The sequence below is a fragment of the Flavobacterium sp. 1355 genome, from assembly GCF_017833415.1.
GTDB lineage: Bacteria > Bacteroidota > Bacteroidia > Flavobacteriales > Flavobacteriaceae > Flavobacterium.
The window spans coordinates 19874-37773 of the sequence record NZ_JAFICC010000021.1 but is presented as its reverse complement, the minus strand read 5'-3'; the positions used below and the strand labels follow the sequence as shown (position 1 = coordinate 37773).

At 33.8% G+C, this 17900-nt stretch carries 17 protein-coding genes; 10 read left to right on the top strand and 7 right to left on the bottom strand.

Features of this window, described 5'->3' with window-relative positions:
• Positions 1-687, top strand: coding sequence for a hypothetical protein (locus tag JOD96_RS21250; protein ID WP_209566245.1), 687 nt, complete (start codon positions 1-3; stop codon positions 685-687).
• 55 nt (positions 688-742) lie between these two features.
• On the opposite strand, the gene JOD96_RS21245 is transcribed toward JOD96_RS21250, so the two are convergent.
• Both JOD96_RS21245 and JOD96_RS21240 read right to left on the bottom strand, forming a co-directional pair.
• Positions 743-2257 carry an FMN-binding glutamate synthase family protein gene (locus JOD96_RS21245; protein WP_209566244.1) on the bottom strand — a complete coding sequence of 505 codons (1515 nt, stop codon included), beginning with the start codon at positions 2255-2257 and terminating at the stop codon, positions 743-745.
• A 37-nt stretch (positions 2258-2294) separates the two neighbouring features.
• Entirely contained in the window at positions 2295-3068 is a 774-nt protein-coding gene (locus JOD96_RS21240; protein ID WP_209566243.1) for an NYN domain-containing protein, read from the bottom strand.
• Positions 3069-3245: 177 nt separating this feature from the next.
• On the opposite strand from JOD96_RS21240, the gene JOD96_RS21235 reads away from it, so the two are divergent.
• The 4 genes from JOD96_RS21235 to JOD96_RS21220 all read left to right on the top strand — a co-directional run bounded on the left by JOD96_RS21235 (position 3246) and on the right by JOD96_RS21220 (position 6376).
• Positions 3246-3695, top strand: coding sequence for an RrF2 family transcriptional regulator (locus tag JOD96_RS21235; RefSeq protein ID WP_209566242.1), 450 nt, complete (start codon positions 3246-3248; stop codon positions 3693-3695).
• Positions 3696-3721: 26 nt separating this feature from the next.
• Positions 3722-4237, top strand: coding sequence for an azurin (azu, locus tag JOD96_RS21230; protein WP_209566241.1), 516 nt, complete (start codon positions 3722-3724; stop codon positions 4235-4237).
• Between the two features lie 102 nt (positions 4238-4339).
• On the top strand, positions 4340-5062 hold the full coding sequence (gene ric, locus JOD96_RS21225) for an iron-sulfur cluster repair di-iron protein (protein WP_209566240.1): 723 nt from the start codon (positions 4340-4342) through the stop codon (positions 5060-5062).
• 78 nt (positions 5063-5140) lie between these two features.
• Positions 5141-6376, top strand: coding sequence for a hypothetical protein (locus tag JOD96_RS21220; protein WP_209566239.1), 1236 nt, complete (start codon positions 5141-5143; stop codon positions 6374-6376).
• A 37-nt stretch (positions 6377-6413) separates the two neighbouring features.
• On the opposite strand, the gene JOD96_RS21215 is transcribed toward JOD96_RS21220, so the two are convergent.
• Genes JOD96_RS21215 through nirK form a run of 3 tightly spaced genes read right to left on the bottom strand, consistent with a single transcriptional unit; the run spans position 6414 to position 9256 of the window.
• Positions 6414-7010 carry an SCO family protein gene (locus JOD96_RS21215; protein WP_209566238.1) on the bottom strand — a complete coding sequence of 199 codons (597 nt, stop codon included), beginning with the start codon at positions 7008-7010 and terminating at the stop codon, positions 6414-6416.
• 16 nt (positions 7011-7026) lie between these two features.
• Complete coding sequence (locus JOD96_RS21210; protein WP_209566237.1) at positions 7027-7797, bottom strand: formylglycine-generating enzyme family protein; 771 nt, start codon at positions 7795-7797, stop codon at positions 7027-7029.
• Between the two features lie 10 nt (positions 7798-7807).
• Positions 7808-9256 carry a copper-containing nitrite reductase gene (gene nirK, locus JOD96_RS21205; protein ID WP_209566236.1) on the bottom strand — a complete coding sequence of 483 codons (1449 nt, stop codon included), beginning with the start codon at positions 9254-9256 and terminating at the stop codon, positions 7808-7810.
• A 278-nt stretch (positions 9257-9534) separates the two neighbouring features.
• Between nirK and JOD96_RS21200 the strand changes: the two genes are divergently transcribed.
• Complete coding sequence (locus JOD96_RS21200) at positions 9535-10797, top strand: aminotransferase class I/II-fold pyridoxal phosphate-dependent enzyme (RefSeq protein ID WP_209566235.1); 1263 nt, start codon at positions 9535-9537, stop codon at positions 10795-10797.
• A 122-nt stretch (positions 10798-10919) separates the two neighbouring features.
• Entirely contained in the window at positions 10920-11402 is a 483-nt protein-coding gene (locus JOD96_RS21195) for a hypothetical protein (RefSeq protein ID WP_209566234.1), read from the top strand.
• A 42-nt stretch (positions 11403-11444) separates the two neighbouring features.
• Here JOD96_RS21195 and JOD96_RS21190 read toward each other — a convergent pair whose 3' ends face one another.
• Positions 11445-12566 carry a GNAT family N-acetyltransferase gene (locus tag JOD96_RS21190; protein ID WP_209566233.1) on the bottom strand — a complete coding sequence of 374 codons (1122 nt, stop codon included), beginning with the start codon at positions 12564-12566 and terminating at the stop codon, positions 11445-11447.
• Between the two features lie 49 nt (positions 12567-12615).
• Complete coding sequence (locus JOD96_RS21185) at positions 12616-13602, bottom strand: transporter (protein WP_209566232.1); 987 nt, start codon at positions 13600-13602, stop codon at positions 12616-12618.
• 41 nt (positions 13603-13643) lie between these two features.
• On the opposite strand from JOD96_RS21185, the gene JOD96_RS21180 reads away from it, so the two are divergent.
• Genes JOD96_RS21180 through JOD96_RS21170 form a run of 3 tightly spaced genes read left to right on the top strand, consistent with a single transcriptional unit; the run spans position 13644 to position 17868 of the window.
• Positions 13644-14009 carry a DUF4834 family protein gene (locus JOD96_RS21180; RefSeq protein ID WP_317195314.1) on the top strand — a complete coding sequence of 122 codons (366 nt, stop codon included), beginning with the start codon at positions 13644-13646 and terminating at the stop codon, positions 14007-14009.
• Between the two features lie 49 nt (positions 14010-14058).
• Positions 14059-16521 carry a YfhO family protein gene (locus JOD96_RS21175; protein WP_209566231.1) on the top strand — a complete coding sequence of 821 codons (2463 nt, stop codon included), beginning with the start codon at positions 14059-14061 and terminating at the stop codon, positions 16519-16521.
• A 60-nt stretch (positions 16522-16581) separates the two neighbouring features.
• On the top strand, positions 16582-17868 hold the full coding sequence (locus tag JOD96_RS21170; RefSeq protein WP_209566230.1) for a glycosyltransferase family 4 protein: 1287 nt from the start codon (positions 16582-16584) through the stop codon (positions 17866-17868).
• The last annotated feature ends 32 nt before the right edge of the window (positions 17869-17900 follow it).

Sequence of the window (17900 nt, the reverse complement as noted above, 5' to 3'; positions counted from 1 at the left end):
ATGGATGACAGACCAGCATGGAAAACTGTCTTAGGTTTTATTGTTCCCGTTTTTTTGTTTATCAGGTTATTGTACACTTGTTCTAATACTAGTTCTAATTCGTCTAATCTTGATCTTAAAAAAAGCTTTGAAGAATCTCAGGCAATTATGAAGGAAAGTCTTGAAAGACAAAAAACTCTTGAAAGAATAATTTCAACGAAGATGTTATATTTTGATTATAAGGCTCTTGATAGTTTGTCGGTTTTGCAAAAATTGAACCATGGAATTGTAAAAGTAAAAAAAGATTCACTGGTTTATATAGCTTTGGACGGTCAGATGAAAATACCAAAGGACTATTATATCCAGAATAATCATGATGAGTTACTAAGAATTGCATTTAAATCGCCGGATAATTTGAATATTTTTATCCATGATTTTGAATCGAAAGAGGATATTGAACAAAGTTTTAAACAATTAAAAAGTGATAGCAATCTTCAAAAATATAAAGTAGAAAGTACTATAGGAGAGGTCAAAACGGTGTCATACAAAATAACCAGGGAAGATAAAAGATATAACGGTTATGCCTTATGTCTTAGGGATGACGGAATCCACACTTTTTATGAATTTGAAAGCAGCGTACTTCCAATTGATAAACTAAAAATTAGGGCTATACTTTTCCTTTCTCAAAATATGAAGGAAAAAAAGTAATCACCTTTTGATAAAAAATATCAGCCTCTTTGAATTAACAAAGAGGCTGATTTATTTAGTTTCTTTTGGTAACATTTTTTAAATTATCAGGAAAATATAATTCTGATAAATTAGTAAATTCATCTCCTCGCATGAATATATTAACATCTACATCGGCGAAGCTTTTCTTTCCTGCGGCAGCCAGAAGCTCATTTGCAGCATGCAATGTGTTTTTATGAAAATGGTAGACACGCTCCGATTTATCTGTTACAACCAAACCTTTCATAAGCATTTTGTTTTGCGTTGCAACTCCGGTCGGACACTCGTTATTGTGACAACGCAGCGCCTGAATGCAGCCTAAAGAAAACATAAAACCACGGGCACTGTTACACATATCTGCACCCAGTGCAACGGCATGCAGAATAGAATAACCTGAAATTATTTTTCCACTACCTATAATGCGTATTTTGTCCCGGATATTTAATCCGATCAAAGTCTTATTTACAAAAATCAGGGCAGGTTCAAAAGGCATTCCAACACCATCTGCAAATTCCAAAGGAGCAGCTCCGGTTCCTCCTTCGGCCCCGTCAACCGTTATAAAATCAGGATAAATGTCCTCTGCAATCATTTCGTGGCAAAGAGCCTCAAATTCGGCTGTATTTCCAATACATAATTTAAATCCGATTGGTTTTCCGTTTGACAGCTCACGCAATTGTTTAATGAAGTAAATTAATCCTTTTGAATCAGAAAAGGCAGTATGACCAGGAGGAGAAAGAATCATAGTATGTGGTTCAACCCCTCTTATCTTGGCAATAAACTCTGTGTTTTTAGCAGCTGGAAGTACCCCGCCATGACCAGGTTTGGCACCTTGCGAAAGTTTAATTTCGATCATTTTTACATTAGGAAGATTTGCTTTTTCTGAGAATTTATCAGGGCTAAAATTTCCTTCTGCATCACGGCATCCAAAATATCCTGTACCAATCTGCCATGTAATATCGCCACCGCCGGCAAGATGAAACTCTGTTAAACCGCCTTCTCCTGTATTTTGATAAAAATTTCCTTTTTTTGCACCAATGTTTATGGCACGAACCGCGTTTTCGCTTAGCGAACCAAAACTCATTGCCGAAACATTAAATAAAGACGCCAGATAAGGCTGCCTGCAATCTTTTCCGCCCACTAATACACGAGGCAGCTCTTCATTTACTTTTGCCGGAAAAATAGAATGTTTAATCCCTTCATAACCATCATGGTTTAGGTTTTGCTGGGTTCCAAAAGGTGTGCTTGAATCAATATTTTTTGCTCTTTGATAAACCAGAGAGCGTTGATTTCTGGAAAAAGGTTTTCCGTCTGTAGATCTTTCAATAAAATACTGTTGGATTTCGGGAGCGATCATTTCAAATAAATATCTGAAATAGCCTAAAACCGGAAAGTTTCGCAGGATGGCATGTTTTTTCTGAATTGCGTTATAAACACCAACCACCAATAAAATAGGTAAAACAATAACAAGTAAAAAACCGCGTCCTGAATAATAATAAACTGCGGCAACAATTAGAAACAATAAGAATCCGTAAATAAAGAATTTCTTTCTCATGTTTTTTAAAAAAATTAAATAGGTAATAAATTTGAAATTAATTGTATCTCAAGCGAACGTAAACGTGTTTGATTCCTTTTTTATCTGATTCCCTTTCGTCGATTTCCAGAATATCAGTTAATGATTTGAGCATTGGTGTAAGTTTAGAAAAACCATAATTTCGCGGATCAAATTCGGGTTTTTTCTTTACGATCAAATTTCCTACATCACCCAGAAATGCCCAGCCGTCGTCATCTTCAATATCTTCAATTGTAGCTTCAATAAGCTCAATAGTTTGTTTGTCAATTTTATGCAATGCTTTTTCAGCAGGTTTTTCAACAGGTTTTTTTACATCTGCAGTTTTTATCTTCTTTTTCTGTATAGCACCATCCAGAACTTCGATGTAGATAAATCGGTCACAGGCAACAATAAAAGAGTTTGGAGTTTTCTTTTCTCCAATACCGATAACCTTCATTCCCGATTCTCTAAGCCTTATTGCTAATCGTGTAAAATCGCTATCACTTGATACAATACAAAAACCATCCAGTTTACCTGAATAAAGCAAATCCATAGCATCAATAATTAATGCAGAATCTGATGAGTTTTTGCCAACTGTATAACTATATTGCTGTATAGGAGTAATTGCATGTTCCAGCAAAACACCTTTCCATCCGTTAGAATTCGGTTTCGTCCAGTCGGCATAAATGCGTTTAGTGGTCGGAGTTCCAAATTTTGTTATTTCTTCCATCATACCTTTTACATTACTATAAGGTACATTATCGGCATCGATGAGAACAGCTAATTTTAAATCTTTTGAGTTGCTTAAAGGCATATTAGGATATTAAAAATTTACATACTTCCAAAGGTAAAACTAAAATTGGTTTTATTATTTGCATTGTATAAATTATTCTGTTTATAAATAAGTGTTTCTTTATGAAAATTAATTAAAGATAATTTTGTCTTTAATTGCAATTTAAATATATTTGTATAGAATTTAATCATTGTATATATGTTTTCAAAAGCGTGCGAGTATGGCATTCGGGCTTCTATATTTATAGCCACCAAATCATCAGAAGGAATTCGGGTAGGAATAAAAGATGTGGCCAAAGAAATTGATTCGCCAGAACCTTTTACTGCCAAAATCATGCAGATTTTGACCAAAAACGGGATTATCGCTTCGGCCAAAGGAGTGGGTGGTGGATTTGAAGTTTCTAATGAAGCTGTGAAATCTATAAAACTAATTCAGATTGTTGATGCAATCGACGGAAACAATATATATAAAGGTTGTGGAATTGGGTTAAAAGAATGTTCTGAGATACAGCCTTGTCCTGTTCATAATGAATTTAAAAAAATACGTGAATTGCTTTTGGCAATGTTGACCAATACCACTCTCGAACAGCTTGCTACGGGCGTAAATGCCGGTGATTTTTATCTGAAAATACCAAATATAAAGGAATAAAATTTTTATAAACTAAATATATAATAATGAATAAAAAAGCCAAAATTTCAATGATAATGCTAATGGGGACTTTAGCTATTACTTCATGCGGAAAAAAAGAAACCACAACAATTGAAGAACCACAGGTAACAGAAACACCATCTGAGGAAGGGCAAAAAGCTGCCGTAAGTAATGTTTTGGTTATTGAAGGAAATGATCAAATGCAATTTAGCACCAATGAATTAAGAGCCGAAGCCGGAAAACCAATTAAGCTGACTTTAAAGCACGTGGGTAAAATCCCGAAAGAAGCAATGGGGCATAATTTGGTTATTTTGCAGGAAGGTACAGACGAAGCAGCTTTTGCCGCAAAAGCAATAAACGCAAAAGACACAGATTATATTCCGGCTTCAGAAAAAGCATCAATTGTTGCTCACACTAAATTGCTTGGTGGAGGAGAAGAAGATACAATAGAATTTACTGTAGACAAAAAAGGGACTTATAATTTTTTATGTACTTTTCCAGGCCATGTTTCTATGATGAAAGGTGTACTAATTGTAGAGTAAATATGAACTCTGATGCTTTTGGGTATCAGAGTTTTTTTATAATACAATAAAAGATAATTTTGTCTTTTATTGATAAGGAATTAATAATTTAATTTAAATAATATGGAAAATTTAAAAGATAAAACTATTGGGGCATTTGTAGCTCAGGATTTTAGAACAGCAGCTGTGTTTTCAAAATATCAAATTGATTTTTGCTGCAAAGGAAACAGAACAATCAATGAAGTTTGCGAAAAACAAGATATTGATTCAGATACTTTGCTTCAAAATGTATACGATGTTTTGCAGTCAGAAAATAATAACGGTATAGATTTTAATTCGTGGCCATTAGATTTATTGGTTGATTATATCGAGAAAACGCATCATCGCTATGTTGAAGAAAAAACAGGAATTATTCTGCAGTTTTTGAATAAATTATGCAGCGTGCACGGAGCAAATCATCCTGAGTTGTTTAAAATAAACGAATTGTTTGCAGCGGGTGCAGGAGAATTGTCCCAGCACATGAAAAAAGAAGAATTAATGTTGTTTCCTTTCATTAAGAGAATGGTAAAAACCAAAGAATCAAAAGGTATTTTGTTACAACCTTCTTTTGGTACAGTTTCTAATCCAATCGCAATGATGATGCAGGAACATGACAATGAAGGTGACCGTTTTCGTGAAATTGCAAATCTTACTAATAATTATACTCCTCCCGCAGATGGTTGTACCACTTATAAAGTAGCGTTTGCCATGCTGCAGGAATTTGAGCAGGATTTGCACAAACACATTCATTTAGAGAATAATATTCTTTTTCCCAAAGCAGTAATTTTAGAAAAAGAGTTTGCATAAAAAATAATTTTAAAAATGAATGCACCAACAGAATCAAATTAAAATTGATAACTGTTGGTGCATTTTTAATGGTAAGAAATGAAAGTATTGATTAAGATAAACTCACAAAGAAGCTGGATAATTTGTTGTCTTTTTAATTTTGTTGTTGCCGCAAGTATGGGATTATTGATGCGTTTTATCTATTTATTTCCTCTCAAAGGCATCAATTATATGTATTTGCTTCATGCGCATTCCCACGTTGCAATGCTGGGTTGGGCTTACCTGATGATGTATGTTTTAATCGTTCATTTTTTTATCCCGAAAGAAAAAAGCGATAAACCAATTTACAATCAATTATTCTGGACAACTGAATTTGCAGTTATCGGGATGATGATAAGTTTTCCAATTCAGGGATATGCTTTGTTTTCTATTGTATTTTCTACACTGCATATTTTATTGAGTTATGTTTTTTGCTGGCTGGTTTGGAGAGATTGTCCAAAAAATAAAAATGCTCCTGAAAAATTATTAATAGCTTCAATTTTATTTTTGATTTTGTCAACATTTGGAGTCTGGTGTTTGGGACCAGCGCTTAATATGTTAGGAAAACAAAGTGCTTTTTATCAGATTGCTATTCAGTTTTTTCTTCATTTTCAATTTAATGGCTGGTTTTTATTTGCGGTTTTGGCTTTGTTTATAAAACAGTTTAAAAATAAAATTGAATTAAAGAAGTTCAGAATCTTCATTGTATTGTTGATTTTAGGAACAATCTTTACTCTGGCATTTCCGATAAGCTGGTTTGTAAAAAATCAGATTTTTGAGCGTTTAAATACTTTTGGCGTTTTATTAGAGTTAATTTCTTTTGTCTTTTTCTATCAAATGCTTCGGCCTCAGATAAATCAATTTATAGCCACTTTCAATTCAGTAACCAGGATGGTTTATGCTTTAGCATTAGGGTCTTTATTTTTAAAGATAATGATACAATTAATAGTTCTTTTTCCAAATTTGGCCGAAGTTTCCCATCAAATCAGAAATTGGGTAATTGGATTTATCCATTTGACAACGCTCGGAATTATTACCGGATTTTTGTTTGGAATATTACTTCACAATAATCTCCTTCCGCGAAAAGCTTATTTATTAAAAATAGGAATAAAGTATTTTTTCTGCGGGTATTGTATTACTGAGATTCTTTTATTTCTTCAGGGAATATTCTATTTCCTGGGTAAAGGATTACTTTTTGGCTATTACGAAGCAATTTTTGGCGCCAGTATCTTTCTTGTTGCCGGGTTATTATTAATTTTGATTTCAGTGTTAAAAACAAAAACAAGGCTCGATTAATCAAAATCTCCCCCTGTTTTTCACCTAATCAACCTATTTAAATTTTTGCTGCCTCTTCATTTATTTTATTAACAGTCTGGTCATTATTTACTCCCAAACCTTCCTGTTGGTATATTAATTCTCCTTTTGGATTAAAGACACTAATGATATTAGAATGCGAAAATTCCATTGGAGAAATTTGTTTGTAATTGACAGCCAGAATAGCGGCAAATTCACGGGTATTATCTTCTGTTGATCTTAAAAAAAGCCAGGGATCATTGTCCATTTTGTTAGCAATCGCAAATGACTTAAGTTTCTGAGGAGTATCTGTAACAGGATCAATGCTTACCAAAATAAGTTTGACATTTTTTTTAGTTTTTTTATTCAGCTTTGCCTCAATATTTCTCATATCGGCCACCAATCGGGGACAGGCAGATTTGCAGGAAGTATAAATCATGACCATCACAAGTACATTTCCGTTAAGGCTTTTTAGTTCAATGTTTTTTCCATCTTGTGTAGTCCATTCAGAAGGTAAATTGTAAATCGACAAATCACTTATTTCTTTGTTTTTAAGAGCTTCGGTATTTGTTTTTTGGTTATCATTACAGCTTTGCAAAGCAAAGAGAAGTAAAACTGCAATTATTATTTTTTTCATTTAATACATTTTAAGATTAAAGCTTCGTTGTACTGGCACATCGAAAACCAAGATTGCGTGTTGAATATTGGGCTTTCAGGCTTCCTCTAAAGGCATATCGCATAAAAGCAGCATAATTCATCAAATCGGTAGCATTTACTGATGACGCACCGCAAAAAAGATTCTTGTCTGCACTTTTGTCTTTTCTGGATTCTCCGGATAAAAAAATGCTGTTAAAATCGGCCGTCCATTCCCATACTAATCCGTGCATATCATAAACGCCCCAATAATTTTTAAAGGTTTTTCCAATAGGATTTTCATACGTTTTTGATTTTTCATACCAGGATAAAATGTAACTATTAAACTCTCTTTTGGTTCTGGCGTCTGTTTTTTTCTCGTCTGCCATTGCTACATATTCCCATTCATCCATTGTAGGGAGTCTTTTTCCCTGACATTCGCAATATTTTTTTGCTGCAAACCATGAAACATTAGTTACAGGAGATTTTGGTTTTGCATTTCCAAAACCAAAATCATTTTTCCAATATGCCAGATAACTCTCGTCGGCAAATAGTCCTTTTATTTTAGATTTGCCGAACTCTGGATGTTTTTTAACGAAATTTAAAAATTCGTTGTTTGTTACCGGATACACATCTATAAAAAAGGATTTTACAAGTACAGGTTTTTTTGATGTGGCTCCGTAAAGAGGGACAAAATTGCCCTCTTGTACCGGAACCATTTTCGATTCCTGAGCTCCTAAGAATTCAATCTGAGCTAAGAAAAGAAAAATAATGTAAATGCTTTTTCGCATAATTGAGATATTAACGCAATGCTTTTACCATTTCGGGCGTAATTTCTGTTTTGTTATTTCCCCAACTGCTGTAAACGTAAGTCAGCACATTGGCTATTTCATCATCAGATAAATTTTGAGCCGGCATAACGCTGTTGAATTTTTTGCCATTTACAGTAACTTCTCCGGTTAAACCGTGTAGGATTGTTTTAATGGCTCTTTTTGAGTCTGCATTCAAATAATCTGATTTTGCAAGAGGAGGGAAGCTATTCGGGATTCCTTGCCCTTCAGATTGGTGACAGGCAAAACAAGTTGTTCCAAAAATCTGTTTTCCAATAGTTATTTTCTCTGCCAGGGTTCTTTTAGGAATTGTTGTTTTTCCTGTTGCACTCTCAGGCATTTTCTGAATCGTTCCTCCTTCAGGCAAATAAATTCCTTCCTGAATAGTTCCAGAATAGATTTTTTTATTTTCATCGCCTTCAACTTTTAAAATTCCCAGTGCACCTTTATTAAAAGCTCTAAAAATAGAGTGATCCACCATGATGAAATTTCCGGGAGTTTCTACTTTAAAATCAACAATTGCAGAACCGCCGGCAGGAATCAAAGTGGTTTGCACGTTTTTATTCATAAGTGCCCCGCCTTCAACATGAACATTATCAAAAATTTCACCAATGACATGGAAAGATGAAACCAAATTTGGCCCTCCATTTCCAACAAATAAGCGAACCGTTTCTCCAACTTTTGCAGTTAGTTCATTTCCGTTTGTCATCGAACCAACTTTTCCATTAAAAACAACATAATCAGGTGTTTCCTTAATAGCTTTATTCATATCAAAAGCCTGAAGACCTTTGGCCCCATATTCGCCCTGAGTATAAAAATCGCCTTGCATTACATAATATTCTTTGTCAACTTTAGGTAATCCGCCTTCTGGTTCAACCAGAATCAGGCCATACATACCATTTGCAATATGCATTCCAACCGGTGCAGTGGCACAATGGTAAACATAAAGGCCGGGATTTATAACTTTAAAACTAAACACTTTTTCGTGTCCGGGCGCTACCAATGATGATGTTGCACCTCCGCCGGGACCGGTTACAGCATGTAAATCAATATTATGAGGCAATTTATTATCCGGATGATTCTTTAAGTGAAATTCTACTTCATCGCCCACACGGGTTCTGATAAAACTTCCCGGAACAGATCCTCCAAACGTCCAATAAGTATATTTTACACCATCGGCCATTGTGCCTTCCTGCTCTTTGATTTCCATATTGACTTTTAACTTCATAGCAGCTCTGTTACCAATTGGTTTTGGTACCAATGGCGGTGCTGTAAGCTCAGCCTGCATTTCGCCTTGTGTTTTTATTGTAGTATAATCTGCAGTTGCTTCTTCTCTTTTACATGCTGTAAAAAGCATTAAAGAAAACATTAGAAGAAAGAAAATAGGATTGATTTTGAGTGTTTTGAAATTTCTTTTCATAATAAACTGGTTTTATTTTGTTTCTAAATTGTAAACAAAAATAAAAGACTAATTTATCTTTTATTATGATAAAAGTCATTTATGCCTTACAAAAATTGAGATATTTTAAATTCGATCTATCTTTTTTCAAGGTTAAATCTTGTTAAATAACGAGCAAAATCCAACTAAGTATTGATATGATGAGAAATTTTTAATAAAAATATTAGCCCAACTCTATTTTAGAATAATAATTATTATTTTTGCTCCCTGTTAAAATAAAATTATTACTTCAATATATTATGGTAAAAGATTTATTCGAAAGAATTCAAAACAATAAAGGACCATTAGGAAAATGGGCTTCGCAAGCAGAAGGTTATTTTGTATTTCCTAAATTAGAAGGAGAACTTGGTCCTAGAATGCAGTTTGGTGGAAAAGAAATTTTGAACTGGAGTATAAATGATTACTTAGGACTGGCGAATCACCCTGAGGTACGTCAGGCAGATATTGATGCAGCAGCCCAATATGGTGCGGCTTACCCAATGGGGGCGCGTATGATGTCTGGTCATACCAAATACCATGAACAATTAGAGAATGAATTAGCTGCTTTTGTAATGAAAGAATCTGCTTATTTATTAAATTTTGGGTATCAGGGAATGGTTTCGACTATTGATGCTTTGGTAACAAAAAATGACATAATAGTTTACGATGTAGATGCTCATGCTTGTATTATTGATGGTGTTCGTTTGCATATGGGTAAACGTTTTACCTACAAGCATAATGATCTTGAAAGTATGGAGAAGAACCTGCAGCGTGCTACAAAAATGGCAGAAGAAACTGGAGGAGGAATCTTATTTATTACCGAAGGGGTTTTTGGAATGCGTGGACAACAAGGTAAATTAAAAGAGATTGTAGCATTAAAACAAAAATATAATTTTAGATTATTAGTAGATGATGCGCACGGTTTTGGTACACTTGGTAAGACAGGTGCCGGAGCAGGTGAGGAGCAGGGAGTTCAGGCAGATATCGATGTATATTTCTCTACTTTTGCAAAATCTATGGCAAATATCGGAGCTTTTATAGCTGCTGATAAAGATATTATCGATTATTTAAAATACAATTTACGTTCTCAAATGTTCGCAAAAGCGTTACCAATGATTCAGACCATCGGATCATTAAAACGTTTAGAGTTGTTGCGTAATCACCCGGAACTGAAAGATAAATTATGGGAAAACGTAAACGCATTACAAAACGGATTGCGTGAAAGAAATTTCAATATTGGAGATACAAATACTTGTGTAACACCAGTTTATTTAGAAGGAAGTGTTCCGGAAGCAATGGTTATGGTAAATGATTTAAGAGAAAACTACGGTATTTTCCTTTCAATTGTAATTTACCCTGTAATTCCAAAAGGTATTATTTTGTTAAGAATGATTCCAACATCGTCTCATACAATAGCTGATATCAATGAAACGTTAACTGCATTTGAAGCAATTCGCGAAAAATTAGTAAACGGAACATATAAGGAAATTGCCAGCAGAACCACAGTTGACTTAGATGCCTAATTCTAGAATAAAATAGATTTCCATAGTATGGGAATTATGTAATAAAATCCATTCTTACTAAGAATGGATTTTTTTTATATTCTGCTTAAATTTATAGTAACAAAACATTAAAATTAAGTATTATGAAAAAATTATTCGCACTATCATTAATTATTACGGTTGGTCTTGTTTCCTGTAAAAAATCAGACACTGTACCGGGAGGAATTACTACTGGTGCACCAAAAACAGCCGAAAGTGTAGAACCAACAGGAAATCAATGTTATTCTTATTCTGATAATAACAGCATGGTAGATTTGAGTTTTAATGTAAATTCTCATCAGGAGGTAAATGGAACATTGAGTTATAATTTGTCTGGTAAAGATAAAAACGAAGGCATATTAAACGGAAACATGAAAGGTGATACACTTATTGCCGAATATACCTTTACATCTGAAGGAGTTTCATCTGTACGCGAAGTAGCATTTTTAAACAGAGAAGGAACATTTATCGAAGGCTACGGAGAAACGATAGAATCAAATGATAAAATCATGTTTAAAGATAAATCAAAACTTATATTTGATCAGAAAAACATACTGGTAAAAGTAGATTGTAAACCAGCACAGTAAAAAAAAATCCCTTTTTAAAAGGGATTTTTTATTTGAGACTGTTTATTGCAAATCCTTGCGGTACGTTTTTCTTTGACAGTGAATGATCGGATTAAAATTTTTCCAAAGTAAATGGATTGCATTATTTTCGGCTAATTCCGGCGTTCTGATACAGTTTTGGATTCCTTTTTCTGAAAAAGTTTTATAATATTCATCAAAAATGATTGCAGTTACACCCTTATTCTGATATTCAGGATGTACCCCAATCAGATAAAAAACTACATCTTTACTTTTTTTTCTTGCTTTTAATAAATGAAGAAAACCAAACGGAAACAGTTTTCCTTTTGCTTTTTGCAAAGCTTCTGTAAAACTAGGCATTACAATACTAAAAGCGATTAATTTATCATCTTTGTCAACCACAAATTTAATATATTCAGGGTTGATGAAACTGATGTATTTTTTCTTGAAATATTCTTTCTGGACATCTGAAATAGCAACAAAAGAGGCCAGTTTTGCATACGACTCATTAAACAAATCAAACATTTTGTCCACGTGTGGCATAATGTCTTTTGTCTTGGTAAAAGTAAGGGCTCTAAGGCCATATCTTTTTTTGATAAGTTCCTGTGCTTTTAAGAAAAATTCAGGTTTTACATTAGAAAAAGGAAAAATACTTTCTATATATTCTTTCTCAATCTGAAAGCCTAATTGCTCAAAATGCGTTACATAATAAGGATTATTGTACCAGGTAATCATAGTCCCTACCTGATCATAGCCTTCTGTAAGTACGCCAACTTTATCGAGATTAGAAAATCCCATGGGACCTTCGGCGTGCTCCAGATTGTGTTTTTTTCCTAATTCAAATACTTTTTCCAGTAAGGCTTTAGTGACTTCGATGTCATCGATAACATCAAACCAGCCAAAGCGTACTTTCTTTTTTTGCTGGTTGTTTACCTCTTCCCAATTTATAATAGCCGTAATCCTGCCAACAATTTCATTGTCTTTATACGCCATATAAAAATAAGCCTCAGCATTTTCAAAAACAGGGTTTTTAGTTTTATCAAAAGATTCCAGTTCGTCTGCAATAATTGGCGGAACCCAATATGGATTGTCTTTATATAAAGAAAACGGAAATTTAATATATTCAGTTAACTCTTTTTTGGTTTTGGCTTCTTTAATTGTAATCATTGAGATTGTATGTAAAATATACCTTTTGTAAAGGATTTAGTTATTAATTTTATTCGTATTTAGACTTACGGTTTCTTTCCTGTTCCTGATAATCTGTTTCTTTTTTAGATTTTCCGCCTTTGGTTTCTTTGGACTTCTTTTCTTTTCGGGATTGTCTCTTTAATTCTGTTTCCTGTTCCTTGTACTTACCATCATAACGCCATGAAACGCCCACTCCGCCATATAAAACAGAAGGGGTATTTTTAAAGTTTGTACTTACAGAAGCATCAACCTGTAAATTTGGGCTGATCAGATAAGCTGCTCCGCCACGCGCGATGGCATCACTATAAAAGTCGCTTTTATAACCCTGGTTTTCTACAAATCCGGACCATTTACTATTAAAGCCGTGCGTTAAAGTTAATACATATCCATAACTTGGATAATCTGTTGAGATGTAATCTGCTATAATATTAGTAACAAAAACCCATTTTCCGCCACCAAATAAATTTTGGGTTATCAAAACTACTTTTGGTGAAATACTTGCTTCCGGAGAAAATGAATACGGGTTGTCTGCACCGACAAAGTTAGCTCCTGCAAAAACAGAAACAGCAGGAATCAAAGAATGCCAGTCAAATCTGTGATTTGCTTTGTAGCTGTAAATATTTTTTGTTTTTTCGTAATTTTTAAAGGGATCGTAAATAAGGTATTTGGCACCCAGAACTGTTTGCCTGAAATTATTTTTTTTATAACTCGTATAAGGAGTATCAAAATTTTCCATTTGGTATTGTATGTCAAGTACAAACTCTAATTTTTCAAGAAATGCGCCATATCTGAAGGTCAAATCTGTACCAAGGCCACTAGCATCATAACCGAGTAAATCATGCTTTTCTTTTATTCCGTAAAAGCCAATTTCGGCCTGAATAACAGTCTTGCCAACAGCAAAGGCAGACATGGTTTCTCCTGGTCGGTTAGAATTAATTACATCGGTATATTGTGCAAAAAACAATTGAGGAACGAGTAATAGGAAAGCAATAAATAAGTTCTTAATTTTTAACATACATTTGTTTTTGGGGATTAAAAAGTAATAACGCATTTCAAATGTACATATTTTATTATTTATTTAAGATTCATATTTTATTTTTAAACAATGGATTTATTAATTTTGGAAAAAATTATACAGTTATGCAGGAAGCATCATTTTCAGGTTTGTTTAAAACTATCATGTGGGTTATAGCTTTTTACTATATTTTTAAGTTTTTGGCCAGAATCTTTTTGCCGGTATTGGTAAAAAAAGCGGTTGAAAAGGCTGGAGAAAACTTTCAGAGACAACAGCAATATAGTCAGGGTAATAACTGGCAGCATACGCGTAACAACGATGAAATAATTATTGATACAGCAAACGCAAAAAAACCTCGCGAGACCAAAAAGGTAGGCGATTATGTTGATTACGAAGAAATAGATTAAGTTTGTGTCCTAAATTAAGGATTCATCATTTAACCTAAACCAGCCAAAATTGAAAATAGTAAATAAAATCTATCCGCATGCCCTTGTTATCCTGGGCTTTATTCTTGTTTCCTTAATTTATTTTTACCCGGTTTTACAGGGAAAACAAATTTACCAATCTGATATTGCTCAATATACCGGAATGGCAAAAGAGCAAAATGATTTTAGAGCAACAGCTCATTCTGAACCATACTGGACAAATTCTGCCTTTGGAGGAATGCCAACATACCAGCTTGGAGCCAATTATCCTAATGATTTTGTGGGGAAATTAGATGATGTATTGCGTTTTTTACCTCGTCCTGCCGATTATTTATTTTTATACTTTTTAGGGTTTTACGGCTTACTTTTAGTTTTAAAAACAGATCCTTTAAAAGCATTTATAGGAGCCATTGCCTTTGGTTTCTCTACTTATTTGATTATTATCCTGGGAGTTGGCCACAATGCCAAAGCGCATGCTATTGCCTATATGCCATTGGTTATTGCCGGATTTATACTCGTATTTCAGAAAAAATATATTTGGGGAGGCTTGCTTACCATGTTTGCCGTGGCGTTAGAAGTTAATGCCAACCACTTTCAAATGACCTATTATTTATTAATTTTCTTATTGATACTTTCGGGTTATTTTGCTTTTACTTTTATTAAAGAAAAAGAATATAAACCACTATTAATTTCAATTGGAGTCTTAGCAGTTGCCGGGATTTTTGCTATTGGAGCCAATGCAACAAATTTGATGGCAACCAGCGAATATGCTAAATATAGTATACGTGATAAAAGCGAACTGACCTTTAATCCTGATGGTTCTAAAAATGAAACAACAGCAGCAATGACAACAGACTATATTACCGAATATAGTTATGGAATTGCAGAAAGTTTCAACCTTATAGCACCAAGACTTTTTGGTGGTTCAAGTCACGAAAATGTTGGTACAGATGCCAGTATGTACACCTTTATGCTTGATCATGGAGTTCCGGTAGAAGATGCAAAAGATTTTGTATCCGGAATGCCAACCTACTGGGGAGATCAGCCAATTGTTTCTGCTCCGGCTTACATAGGAGTTGTGGTTTTCTTTTTGGCAGTTCTTGCATTATTTATTGATGATAGAAAAATTAAGTACGTGTTCCTTTCAGGAGCATTGTTTACTTTATTGCTTTCATGGGGTAAAAATTTCTCGCTTCTAACAGATTTCTTTATTGAATATGTTCCGATGTATGATAAATTCAGAGCAGTTTCTTCCATTCAGGTTATATTAGAACTATGCTTTCCTGTTTTGGCAGTTATGGGGCTTCAATCATTTTTTAAAGCAAAAGACAATCCAAAATTGCAGCAAAAAGCATTAATACAAACAGGAGTTTTTGGTATTGGTGTTTTAGTGATTTTATTAGTTGCAAAAGGATTCTTTCATTTTACGGGAATGAGTGATCAAAGATATTTGGAATCTTATGGACAAGCATTTATTGATGTTCTGAAAGAAGACAGAATGAGCTTATATTCTGCAGATTTATTAAGATCAGGATTCTTTATGGTTTTAACTTTTGGAATTCTATGGTTATTTATCAAAAATAAATTTTCACAAACTACTACTTTAGTTATTGTTGGTCTTTTAATGATTTTTGATTTATTTTTTGTAGACAAAAGATATGTATCTGCAAAAGATTTTGTAAGTCCGGTACAAATTGCGGCACCGTTTCAGGAAACCCCAACAGATTCTGAAATTTTAAAAGATACATCTGTTTATCGTGTTTTTGACGTTCAGGGACAATTGCAGGGAAGATCTTCGTATTTTCATAAAACAATTGGCGGATATAGTGCTGTAAGACCTAGAAGAATGCAGCAATTAATGGATTATCAGATTAATGCAAAAAGCAATTTAGAAATACTTAACATGTTAAACGTTAAGTATGTAATTCAGGTTGACAAAGAAGGAAAAGAAATTCCGACCATAAATCCTGAAGCAAACGGAAATGCATGGTTTGTAAGCACAGTAAAACTGGTAAACAAACCAGACGATGTAATGAAAGCTTTAGACAATCTAGATACTAAAAAAGTAGCTGTTTTTAATGTTCGTGAACACGAAGGTAAATTTAGAAGCGCCCGTTTAAAGAAACAATGGGATACAACCGGAACGATAAAGGTTGTAACATACAAACCAAATTATATTAAATACAAATCTGATAACGCAAAAGATGGTTTGGCGGTGTTCTCCGAAATGTATTATAAAAATGGCTGGAATGCTTATATCGATGGTAAATTGACAGATCATTTTCCGGTTGATTATGTTTTAAGAGCCATGGAAGTTCCGGGTGGAAAACATACAATTGAGTTTAAATTTGAACCTCAGGTTGTTAAAACAGGAGGTACAATTGCTTTGGCGAGTTCAATAGGAATGTTGTTTCTTTTGATTGGCGGTATTTATTTCGAAAAATTCCGCAAAGATTCACAAAGCAATCACGGAGATACTCAAAAGAAATTTTAAATAATCTTTGCGAAACTTTGCGGGAACTTTGTGAGTCTCTGTGAAACCGATTCAATCTAAATGGAACAAAAAAAGCTCTTAATCATTACGTATTATTTTCCGCCTGCCGGAGGGCCTGGTGTACAGCGTTGGTTAAAATTTGTAAAATACCTGCCTGAATTTAATGTTCAGCCTATTGTTTATGTTCCCGAAAACCCAACCTATCCAATAGTTGATGAAGCTTTGGTTAATGAAATTTCAGATAAAGTAATTGTGCTTAAAAATAAAATTCTGGAGCCTTATCAACTGGCTTCAGTTTTCTCTAAGAACAAAACCAAAAAAATCAGTTCGGGAATTTTTCCTAATAAGAAAAAACAAAGCTTTTTGGACAAACTCTTCCTATGGGTTCGTGGAAATCTTTTTATTCCGGATGCACGTGTTTTATGGGTAAAACCTTCTGTTTCTTATCTTGAAAAATATATTAAGGAAAATAATATCGACACAATTGTTACTTCCGGACCACCTCATAGTCTACACTTAATAGGTTTAGAATTAAAACAAAAATTAAACGTAAAATGGTTTGCAGATTTTCGTGATCCCTGGACCACAATTGGTTACCATAAGTCTTTGCTGTTGTCGTCGTATGCGGCAAAAAAACATAAAAATTTAGAGTACAAAGTACTCAACACTGCTGATACTATTATTGTTACCAGTAAAACTACTAAAACCGAATTTCAGGCTATTACAAATAAGCCTATTTCGGTGATTACAAATGGCTATGATGTCGAGAATGTTGAGAAACAAACTTTAGATGAGAAATTTACCCTTGCTCATATCGGTTCATTTTTATCAGAAAGAAACCCTCTGTTTTTATGGGAATGCCTTGTTGAGCTGTTAAACGAAATTCCAAGTCTTAGAAATGATTTAGAAATTAAATTGATAGGTGCTGTTAGTCAGGAAGTACTTGATGCAATTGCAGAATTTAAACTGGGTGATTACTTAAATCTTCTGGGATATGTTTCGCATCATGAAGCAATTGCACACCAAAAGAAATCTCAGGTTTTACTTCTCATAGAAATCAATTCAGAAGATACCAAAAGTATTATTCCCGGAAAATTATTTGAATACATGGTTTCAAACAGGCCAATAATCGCTATTGGTCCGCAGGGATCTGATTTTGCAGATATTATAAAAGAAACAAATACAGGAGTATTTTTTGATTATTCTGAAAAAGCGAAACTAAAAAGTGTAATTTTGGACTTTTATAATCAATTTTTAGAAGGAAAATTACAAGCTAATGGCGTTGGTTTGCAGCAATATTCCAGAAAAAATCTAACTAAACAATTAGTGCAATTGATTAACGAATAAATTACGTAAATCAATAATCTAAACTCTGCAAT

Bases quoted from the DNA above. Each gene is read 5' to 3' on its own strand.
- JOD96_RS21185 (WP_209566232.1), bottom strand. From the start codon at position 13,602: ATGTTAAAAATTAAGAACTTATTTATTGCTTTCCTATTACTCGTTCCT.
- azu (WP_209566241.1), top strand. From the start codon at position 3,722: ATGAATAAAAAAGCCAAAATTTCAATGATAATGCTAATGGGGACTTTA.
- nirK (WP_209566236.1), bottom strand. From the start codon at position 9,256: ATGAAAAGAAATTTCAAAACACTCAAAATCAATCCTATTTTCTTTCTT.
- JOD96_RS21240 (WP_209566243.1), bottom strand. From the start codon at position 3,068: ATGCCTTTAAGCAACTCAAAAGATTTAAAATTAGCTGTTCTCATCGAT.
- JOD96_RS21250 (WP_209566245.1), top strand. From the start codon at position 1: ATGGATGACAGACCAGCATGGAAAACTGTCTTAGGTTTTATTGTTCCC.
- JOD96_RS21190 (WP_209566233.1), bottom strand. From the start codon at position 12,566: ATGATTACAATTAAAGAAGCCAAAACCAAAAAAGAGTTAACTGAATAT.
- ric (WP_209566240.1), top strand. From the start codon at position 4,340: ATGGAAAATTTAAAAGATAAAACTATTGGGGCATTTGTAGCTCAGGAT.
- JOD96_RS21245 (WP_209566244.1), bottom strand. From the start codon at position 2,257: ATGAGAAAGAAATTCTTTATTTACGGATTCTTATTGTTTCTAATTGTT.
- JOD96_RS21170 (WP_209566230.1), top strand. From the start codon at position 16,582: ATGGAACAAAAAAAGCTCTTAATCATTACGTATTATTTTCCGCCTGCC.
- JOD96_RS21220 (WP_209566239.1), top strand. From the start codon at position 5,141: ATGAAAGTATTGATTAAGATAAACTCACAAAGAAGCTGGATAATTTGT.
- JOD96_RS21180 (WP_317195314.1), top strand. From the start codon at position 13,644: ATGTACATATTTTATTATTTATTTAAGATTCATATTTTATTTTTAAAC.
- JOD96_RS21210 (WP_209566237.1), bottom strand. From the start codon at position 7,797: ATGCGAAAAAGCATTTACATTATTTTTCTTTTCTTAGCTCAGATTGAA.
- JOD96_RS21195 (WP_209566234.1), top strand. From the start codon at position 10,920: ATGAAAAAATTATTCGCACTATCATTAATTATTACGGTTGGTCTTGTT.
- JOD96_RS21235 (WP_209566242.1), top strand. From the start codon at position 3,246: ATGTTTTCAAAAGCGTGCGAGTATGGCATTCGGGCTTCTATATTTATA.
- JOD96_RS21200 (WP_209566235.1), top strand. From the start codon at position 9,535: ATGGTAAAAGATTTATTCGAAAGAATTCAAAACAATAAAGGACCATTA.
- JOD96_RS21215 (WP_209566238.1), bottom strand. From the start codon at position 7,010: ATGAAAAAAATAATAATTGCAGTTTTACTTCTCTTTGCTTTGCAAAGC.